Source organism: Micromonospora sp. NPDC003776, assembly GCF_053605645.1.
Map to the genome: position 1 here is coordinate 1 of NZ_JBSGJR010000315.1, position 7,822 is coordinate 7,822.

A 7,822-nucleotide genomic window follows, 5' to 3' on the forward strand; every position below is an offset into this window, starting at 1 on the left:
GTCTTGGTCCGCCGCGGCGGGGACCGTGGTGGAGACATCCCGGACCGCGGCAGTGCCCGCGGACGCTCGCAGCGGCGGGCCGGGGACCGGCGCTCTGGTGTCCGGGACCGGCGTGTCAAGTCAGCGGCGGTCCTAGCTCGGTTCCGCACCGCCGGGCGTTGCGGCCGGCTGGGGGCGGACTTCGGCGCGGCCGACAGCGATCTTCACCATCGTCAGGAAGCCGAGCGCCGGAAGCGCGGCGGCAAGCCAGGCGATCACGGACGCGTCCACCTCCACCACCTGGGCCGCCAGAAACAGGGACACCGCCACGGCCAGCAGGGCAGCCGGCCAGGCGACGCGATCGCGTACGGAGCGCCACCCACAGGGGCGGCCCGCCCGGCGTCCACTTCTGTCGATTTTCCGACGGATGATCAAGCCGTTTGTCAGACGCAGTGGCGGTCGCTGGGTCAGCGGATTGTGGCGGTGAGGCGTTGGAGGCGGCGGGCGGGTGGGTCCAGGGTAGGTCTGCCGCCCGGGCCGCCGTGGACGCCAGCGTCGCCGACGAGGATGCCGCCGAAGCCGCGTGCCATCGCGGGCCACAAACGTCAAGAAACCAAAGGCCCTCCGTCGGCAGCCTGTCCGGCGAGGCTGGAATCCCGAGGGAAGAGCCTCCGGAGACGAGTCGGACAGGTGATGCGGAAAGTTCGCGGGCGTGAACGGGTGGTCGGGCTTGAAGCCAGTAGCGTCGTCACGATCCTCGATGCAGGTTCCCGCAGCCCCGATTCCATCATCAGGAGGGTGTTTCTGTGGGCGACACCGCGGGACAATATGACACCCGAGCAGCCTGACCGACACCGTGAGCGTTCGCGGGTACGGCACTAGGGCCCGACCCGCCGCGCCGGGACCGCATTTTCGCGGTCTCGGCGCTATCGATGGGTTGGTGGGAATTCTTGCGAAACCAGCACCAAGCCCGTGGGCGTGACGGTACTTTAGAAACTCTACGCGATTTGTCAGGCCGCGCTGTTCGTCTCCTCTAGCCGGTCGAACATGAGGGCGACCATCTCGTTGGCCTGCTGCGCGGTAGCCTCGCAGGCCTCGACGAATGTGTCGCCGACGGCCGCGTACCCGACGAACACCTCCAAGGCCACGTCCATCGTCTTGCCCCCCGTGGCCTTATAAGTTACGCAGGAGGCGTTCGAGATCGTGGCCTGCTGCTCGATCGCACACTGTGACACGTCCTTGAGTTGCTCCTTGGTAACCCCAGTGAACGACATTGTGGACATGTACGTAAACGTGTTCGCGCCCTTGATCGCAGGCGCGGTGACCTCGGAGAGGCTGATCGTCGCAGTCAGCTTCTTCTCTGGCCAGGTGATGGTGCCGGACTTGCAGGTGCCGACGGCCGCGCGCAGCTTCGCCACGTCGAGACCGCCCTTGACCTGGCCCACCGAGTTCTGGAACGGGGCGTAACCGGTGCTGGTCTTGCGTGAGCCACGCTGAATCCACCCGTTCACCTCGTCCGTGCCGAGGGCGACCTTGAGCGCGCCCAGACAGCTTTCGGGGGCCACGATCATCCCGCCCTGCGAGGCGTTCATGTCCCCCTTTGTGAGAGGCATCTCCTGCAACGTGGTGCCTGCCGGATGTTGCGCCTCGGGGAGCAACGCCGACCGCATGGATGCGGCGGTCATCGCCGGCCCTCGGGCTCCGGCAGCCGCCGGTATCTCCTTGGCGGACCGCGCGGTGGAGAAGTAGACGCACATGGCCGCTACTGCCACCGCGAGCACTGCCAGCGTCGTGATTCGACGGCCCGTACTGGTCATCGTTTCTCCTCTCAGATGGATGAAACCGATGCCCATAAGAGTGACAGGAGAAACCCTTGATCGCTATATGCAATTCAACTTAAGCGCGGGGTGTATCGGGGCTTCCTTGCGCAAGTCGACAATCGTCGCGGGCGCTGCGCTTTGAGCGGGATTGCCGGGAAAATCAGTTCTCGTGATACCGGCATAGGAACCCAACTCGGGCGTTCACCTGGTCGCAGGGCTTGCGCGCGACCAAAAGCCCGGCCGCTTTATGGCATTCAACTAGATTCACTTTCACTTGGTAATCCGCTCTTCCGTGCCCTACGGCCTTGCAACCGGCGCCGCCGTCGAATTCGACTGCTACCCGTACCTGAACTGGGCCCTCGGCTCCGCGCTACCCTCGCAGTCTGCGCCGGGGTCATCGCCGCCGTCGCACCCGCATCTCGGCCACCGCCCTGCCCACATGGGCTCGCCCGTACCCGACCGGCGATCCTGCGCACCCCCATCGCCGCCACCTCCGGCGTTTACCTCCTGCGCGCGCAGCACTCACCGTTACCGGTACCTGTCAGTGCGCTTTAGCGACTGATCGGCATGTCCCGCCTTGCGGTGGGACGGTCCCGGCCTGACCGGCGGATGCCGTGCCGGGTTGACGTTTCATGGCCACCGGCCCGCCGGGGCGGGTCTTACGGTCGGCTCCACGTCCTGCCACCGGGCCACTCCCGGCGGTGGTGACCTCATCCGCGAGGGCGGCGAGGTTACGCGCGGCGTTCACATCCCGATCGAGGACCAAACCGCAAAAGTCGCAGAGGTAGGTTCGGACACGCAGCGGCAGCTTGGCTTTCACCGCACCACAGCCCGAACAGGTCTTGCTGGAGGGATACCAGCGGTCCGCGACGATCCGCCGGCCACCGTTCCACGAGGCCTTAAAGCGATAGCCCACCTGCCGACGGATCTCGCTTGCGGGCGGACTCGTGCAGCTTGAGCCGGCCCAGCCGGCAGCACGACATGCTTGCGGTCGGGCTCCACGCGGATCGCCCCGGTGGTGAACCGGACGCTGATCGAGCATGGACGCGGTGGATGAGGTGTACCGCCTGGCGACGACCCATCGGCGAAGGTCGTCTGCCGTAATGGACCCGCCACCTACGCCGAGGCGATCCGCGACGGCGCACCCCAAGGATGATGTTCGACCTCGCGTACGGGGCGTGACCCACCGGGCCGTCGCCCGGACACCGGCGGCCGGACCGGGATAACCTCGGGGACACGGCCGGCGGCGGGGAGCAGGATGAGCGAACAGACGACGCGCACGACGATGCCGGCGGCGTTCTTCGGGCACGGCAACCCGATGAACGCCCTGGAGGTCAACCGCTACACCTCGGCCTGGCGGGAGTTCGGCCGGTCGGTGCCCCGGCCCCGCGCGATCCTGGTGGTCTCCGCACACTGGTACATCGGCGCCACCGCGGTCACCGCCATGCCCCGGCCCCGCACCATCCACGACTTCTACGGCTTCCCGCAGCAGTTGTTCGACGTCCGCTATCCCGCGCCCGGGCTGCCGGAGCTGGCCGAGGAGATCAGCGACGTGGTCCACCCCACCTGGGTCGGCGCCGACCTGGACTCCTGGGGCATCGACCACGGCACCTGGTCGGTGCTCACCCACGCCTTCCCCGACGCGGACATCCCGGTCGTGCAGCTGAGCATCAACGCGTTCAAGCCGCTGGACTACCACCTCGACCTCGGCGCGCGGCTCGCCCCGCTGCGGGAGCGCGGGGTGCTCGTGGTGGCCAGCGGCAACGTGGTGCACAACCTCGGCGGCGTGGACCCGCGCCTGACCGACGAGGGCTTCGACTGGGCCCGCCGGTTCGACGACGCGGCCCGGGAGGTCGTCCTGGACGCGCCCACCGAGGCGGCCCGGCTGGACGGGCACCGCGACTACGACCTGGCCGCGCCGACCCCGGACCACTTCATCCCGCTGCTCTACCTGGCCGGGCTGGCGGGTGCCGCCGACGGCCGGCCCGAGGTGCTGGTCGACGGGTACGCGTACGGCTCGCTGTCGATGACCGCGTACACCCTCGGGCTGCACTGCCAGCGGGAGGCCGCGCCGACCGGGGCGCCCGCACTGCCGTCGGACGTCCCGGCCGACTCGGCCAACATCTGACCCACCACCGGTTCACCGCGGTGCGGAGCCCGCGCTGGGGCCGGCCGCCGGGCCCTTGCCCTGCCACGGCCACCGGCCGTCGAGTTCCACCTCCAGCGAGAAGCTGAGGAAGGTCCGGACCAGCACGATCAGGGCGAGCACCCCGACGCTGGCGAAAGTGGGCGAGACCGCGACGGTGCGGATGATGTCGCCGCCGACGAGGAACTCCAGGCCGAGCAGGATGGCCCGCCCGACCCCCTGCCGGTACGACCGGTAGTGGTCGATGACCTGGCGGGTACGCCACCAGCCCAGCAGGAACACCACCGTGGCGATGCCGATGCCCAGGGCGATGACCAGCACCCCGGCCAGGTCCAGCAACGCCCCGATCCGCTGGATGATCTCCTTGGTCGGCACCAGTCACCCCCGTACCGCCGCCCCGTCGCCACCCACCATCGCGCATCGCCCGCGGCGTCCGGGAGCGTTTCCTGCCGGGCCACCCCACCACACCGGGCGGCATCGGCTGCGGTGGGCGGCTCACCGCGCCTAGGGTGAGTATCGGGACATAACTGGACCGACCCACCCGGGCCGGTCAGCGACAGCACCGCGCGAGGAGCGGACGTGACAGAGCCGGAAGAGGACCAGGAGAAGACCAAGAAGACCGACCAGGTCCTGTTCTCCCCCGACGGGGACCCGCACCATGACCTGGCGCAGGCTCCGCAGCCCGACGAGCACCTGACCGCGCAGTTCCAGCACGACGGCGAGACGGAGGCCGTCGGCGACGAGTGAGGCTCACGGGTCGGGCGGCAGGCCCGCCGCCACGCGCCGGCTGAACCGGCGGCTGCCGAACCCGCGGGCGCGGCCTCAGGCGACCGCGGTCGCCTCCCGGCGGCCGATTAGGGGTGGTGCGGCCTCCGGGCCCTGGTTACGGTCGGGCGGGGCCCGTCGGGGTCCGGCCCCGTCGGGTCACCGGCCGGGCACCTCACGCTGCACGGGAGGCTGCCAGATGGCCCTGCTGCCGGCACTGTCGCACACGCCCGACGAGCGTCCCGACGCGGTCCGGGTCGCCGGGCGGGCGATCCCCGGCACCCGGCTGCTGGACTGCGCGTCGGCGGTGGCCGACCGGCTCCGCGGGCTCGACCGGGTGGCGGTGGAGGCGACCGCCACGCTGGAGACGGTGGTGGGGATCGTCGGGGCGCTGCTGGCGGACGTGACGGTGGTGCCGGTGCCGCCGGACGCCGGCCCGATGGAACGCGCGCACATCCTGCGCGACTCGGCCGTGACGGCGGTGCTGGCCCCGGCGGGCGTCGACGTCGACGCGGGCGACCTGCCGGTGCTGCCGGTGTCGCTGCGGGACCGCTCGGCGAGCCGCCACCCGGAACCGGCGGGCGACCGGCCGGCGTTGATCCTCTACACCAGCGGGACGACCGGGCTGCCGAAGGGCGTGCTGCTGTCCCGGCGGGCGATCGCCGCCTGCCTCGACGGTCTCGCCGACGCCTGGTCCTGGACGCCGGACGACCTGCTGGTGCACGGGCTGCCGCTGTTCCACGTACACGGGCTGGTGCTGGGCGTGCTGGGGCCGCTGCGCCTCGGCGGCCGGCTCGTCCACGTGGGGCGCCCCCGGCCGGGGCGGTACGCGGCGGCCGGCGGCTCGCTGCTGTTCGGGGTGCCGACGGTCTGGTCGCGCATCGGCGCCGACCCGTCCGCGGCGCGGGCGTTGCGCGGGGCGCGGCTGCTGGTGTCCGGGAGCGCACCGCTGTCCGCCGCGGTCTTCGACCGGCTGCACGCGCTCACCGGGCACCGGGTGGTGGAGCGGTACGGCATGACCGAAACCCTGATCACGGTCAGCGCGCGGGCGGACCGGTCCCGGCTGCCCGGCACGGTGGGCTGGCCACTGCCCGGAGTGGAGACACGGCTGGTCGACGACCGGCTGGCGGGCGTGCCCGCCGACGGCGTGGCGATGGGTGAACTGCTGGTCCACGGGTCGACGCTGTGCGACGGCTACCTGGGCCGGCCGGACGCCGACGCGGCGGTACGCCTGCCTGGCGGCTGGTTCCGGACCGGGGACGTGGCGACGATCGACCCGGACGGGCGGCACCGGATCGTGGGGCGGGCCGCCACCGACCTGATCAAGAGCGGCGGCTTCCGGATCGGGGCCGGGGAGGTGGAGGAGGCGTTGCTGGCCCACCCCGGCGTACGCGAGGCGGCGGTGGTCGGCGTCCCGGACGACGAGCTCGGCCAGCGGGTGACGGCGTACGTGGTGGCCGACGGCGCCGCCGAGCGGGAGCTGATCGATTTCGTGGCGCGGCAGCTCGCCGTCCACAAGCGCCCCCGGCGGATCCATTTCCTGGACGCGCTGCCCCGCAACGCGCTCGGCAAGGTGCAGAAGTCGCGGTTGGGCTGAGCCGGCGAAGCCTGGTGCGTGGCCGCACGTCGACTCGTGGTGTCCGCCGCGCTCTGGCTCGCCGTCATCCCGAACTTCGCGAGCAGCTGTGTGGAGATGTCGCCGCACGTGTGTTCAAGCCGAGACCGGGTGACAGCGATCTGTGCGGGCTCTGCCAGCAGCGGTTGCGAACCTCGCCGCATGAGTGACGCCTTCCAGGCCCAGGGCCTGGTCAAACGATTCGGCAAGACGGTGGCGCTGGACGGCATCGACCTGTCCGTGCGTACCGGTGAGGTGCATGGCTTCCTGGGCCCCAACGGGGCGGGCAAGACCACCACGATCCGGGTCCTGCTCGGCCTGCTGCGGGCCGATGCGGGCACGGTCCGGCTGCTGAACGGCGACCCCTGGCGGGACATCACCCGGTTGCACCAGCGGCTGGCGTACGTGCCGGGCGACGTGAGCCTCTGGCCGCGGCTCTCCGGCGGGGAGACCATCGACCTGCTCGGCCGCCTGCGCGGCGGGCTGGACCCGGCCCGCAAGGCCGAGCTGCTCGACCGTTTCCAGCTCGACCCGCGCAAGAAGGGCCGGGCCTACTCGAAGGGCAACCGGCAGAAGGTGGCCCTGGTCGCGGCGTTCGCCTCGGACGTGGAGCTGTTCATCCTGGACGAGCCCACCTCCGGCCTCGACCCGCTGATGTCCGAGGTGTTCAACCAGTGCGTCAGCGAGGTCCGCCGGGAGGGCCGCACGGTGCTGCTGGCCAGCCACATCCTCGGCGAGGTGGAGAAGCTCTGCGACCGGGTGAGCATCATCCGGTCCGGCCGGATCGTGGAGACCGGCTCGCTGAGCGACCTGCGCCACCTGACCCGCACCACCATCCACGCCCGGCTGGGCCGCCCGGCCGAGGGGCTGGGCGAGCTGCCCGGCACCCACAACGTCACCGTCGACGGCGACCGGGTCAGTCTCCAGGTCGATCCGGACGCGCTGCCGGAGGTGCTGCGCCGCCTCGGCGACCACGACGCGCGCGAGCTGGTCAGCCAGCCGCCCACGCTGGAGGAGCTGTTCCTGCGCCACTACGACGTCGGCCCGCACCGCAGCGGGGAGAAGGTCGGTGCCCGATGAGTGAGCTGATCGGCACCGGGCGCCTGGCCCGGCTGGCGCTGCGCCGGGACCGGATCGGCCTGCCGGTGTGGATCCTGCTCGCGATCAGCCTCGCCGCCGGCCCGGCGAAGTCACTCGCCGACGCGTACGCCTCGGCGGAGAAGCAGCGCGAGTACGCCGAGGGGGTCGGCAGCAACCCGGCCGCCGCGGTGTTCAGCGGGCCGAGTATCGGCGTCGACCACCTAGGCGGGATCGTGATCAAGGAGAGCGCGGTCTGGGTGCTGCTGCTCGTGGCGATCACCAGCATCATGCTGGTCGTCCGCTACACCCGGACCGAGGAGGAGAGCGGCCGGGCGGAGCTCGTCACCGCCGCCGCCGTCGGCCGGCACGCCCGGCTGGCCGCCGCCCTGCTCGTGGTCGGCGTCGCCGACCTGCTGA

8 protein-coding genes and 1 pseudogene are annotated in these 7,822 nt (G+C 71.2%); 5 read left to right on the plus strand and 4 right to left on the minus strand.

The features are described from left to right. Positions 1-132 precede the first annotated feature (132 nt). From ACWEVO_RS23045 to ACWEVO_RS23055, 3 genes are all read right to left on the minus strand, one after another. Entirely contained in the window at positions 133-309 is a 177-nt protein-coding gene (locus tag ACWEVO_RS23045; RefSeq protein ID WP_452309601.1) for a hypothetical protein, read from the minus strand. 680 nt (positions 310-989) lie between these two features. Then, complete coding sequence (locus tag ACWEVO_RS23050) at positions 990-1,796, minus strand: hypothetical protein (protein ID WP_452309602.1); 807 nt, start codon at positions 1,794-1,796, stop codon at positions 990-992. Positions 1,797-2,340: 544 nt separating this feature from the next. Beyond that, a complete protein-coding gene (locus ACWEVO_RS23055; protein WP_452309603.1) occupies positions 2,341-2,841 on the minus strand; it encodes a zinc ribbon domain-containing protein in 501 nt (166 codons plus the stop codon). 216 nt (positions 2,842-3,057) lie between these two features. Between ACWEVO_RS23055 and ygiD the strand changes: the two genes are divergently transcribed. After that, on the plus strand, positions 3,058-3,927 hold the full coding sequence (gene ygiD, locus ACWEVO_RS23060; protein WP_452309604.1) for a 4,5-DOPA-extradiol-dioxygenase: 870 nt from the start codon (positions 3,058-3,060) through the stop codon (positions 3,925-3,927). A 12-nt stretch (positions 3,928-3,939) separates the two neighbouring features. Here ygiD and ACWEVO_RS23065 read toward each other — a convergent pair whose 3' ends face one another. Next, positions 3,940-4,320: a DUF1622 domain-containing protein gene (locus ACWEVO_RS23065; RefSeq protein WP_452309605.1), complete on the minus strand. Its 381-nt coding sequence runs from the start codon at positions 4,318-4,320 to the stop codon at positions 3,940-3,942. 204 nt (positions 4,321-4,524) lie between these two features. Here ACWEVO_RS23065 and ACWEVO_RS23070 point away from each other — a divergent pair, with 204 nt between their 5' ends. From ACWEVO_RS23070 to ACWEVO_RS23085, 4 genes and pseudogenes are all read left to right on the plus strand, one after another. Beyond that, entirely contained in the window at positions 4,525-4,692 is a 168-nt protein-coding gene (locus ACWEVO_RS23070) for a hypothetical protein (protein ID WP_452309606.1), read from the plus strand. Between the two features lie 217 nt (positions 4,693-4,909). After that, a complete protein-coding gene (locus tag ACWEVO_RS23075) occupies positions 4,910-6,307 on the plus strand; it encodes an acyl-CoA synthetase (protein WP_452309607.1) in 1,398 nt (465 codons plus the stop codon). A gap of 180 nt (positions 6,308-6,487) precedes the next feature. After that, complete coding sequence (locus ACWEVO_RS23080) at positions 6,488-7,405, plus strand: ABC transporter ATP-binding protein (protein ID WP_452309608.1); 918 nt, start codon at positions 6,488-6,490, stop codon at positions 7,403-7,405. Further along, positions 7,402-7,822 (plus strand): annotated as a pseudogene (locus tag ACWEVO_RS23085) (hypothetical protein); the annotation flags it as partial. The gene ACWEVO_RS23080 and the pseudogene ACWEVO_RS23085, both read left to right, overlap by 4 nt.